1 protein-coding gene is annotated in these 553 nt (G+C 43.4%); it reads left to right on the top strand.

Translation table 11 applies throughout. The features are described 5' to 3' along the window. Positions 1 to 332, top strand: a 332-nt coding sequence (locus tag CS062_RS26540; protein WP_497006793.1) for a ferredoxin reductase domain-containing protein, incomplete at its 5' end; no start/stop codon positions are given. Positions 333 to 553: the final 221 nt, after the last annotated feature.

Genomic DNA, 553 nt, shown 5'->3' with positions numbered 1-553 from the left:
CCTATCGAGAAACCATTACTAATGAGCTTCCGCAAAATGAGTTTTTTGGCGCGGAAGTTGCTAAAAAGTTGCTTTACTACCCATGCGTTACTCGCGAGCCGTTTATGTTTGCGGCGCACCAAAAACGCATTACTGAACTACTAAGAACAGGTGAGCTGACCGCTACACTGAACCTAGCCCCCCTTAATTCAGAACATGATCGGCTTATGCTGTGTGGCAATCAATACATGTTGCAGGAAACTATGGATATATTGCAGGCAAAAGGCTTTGCCAAAGCCACATCACGAAAACAAGGCGAGTTTGTTATTGAACAAGCAATTGTTGAGAAATAAATAAGCGCTTGGCCGCTAAAAATATAACGCTTTTTGGAGATTACAATGAGCCGAAATGATGCAGATAAGGTTCGCAAGGCACTAATTGATGCCGGTTTAGAAACGCCTATGCGCGAGAACAGCTTAAGCGATAGCGATAAGTATGAGCGTATTCGCGCTTCTATGCAGGATATTATTGAAACACTAGGCCTTGATACTGCCGATGATAGTTTAGCCGAAAC

The organism is Roseateles chitinivorans, from assembly GCF_002761755.1.
GTDB classification, from domain to species: domain Bacteria; phylum Pseudomonadota; class Gammaproteobacteria; order Burkholderiales; family Burkholderiaceae_C; genus Roseateles; species Roseateles chitinivorans.
The sequence above is the reverse complement of the archived record's forward strand: the minus strand, read 5'-3'. Positions and strand labels throughout refer to the sequence as shown.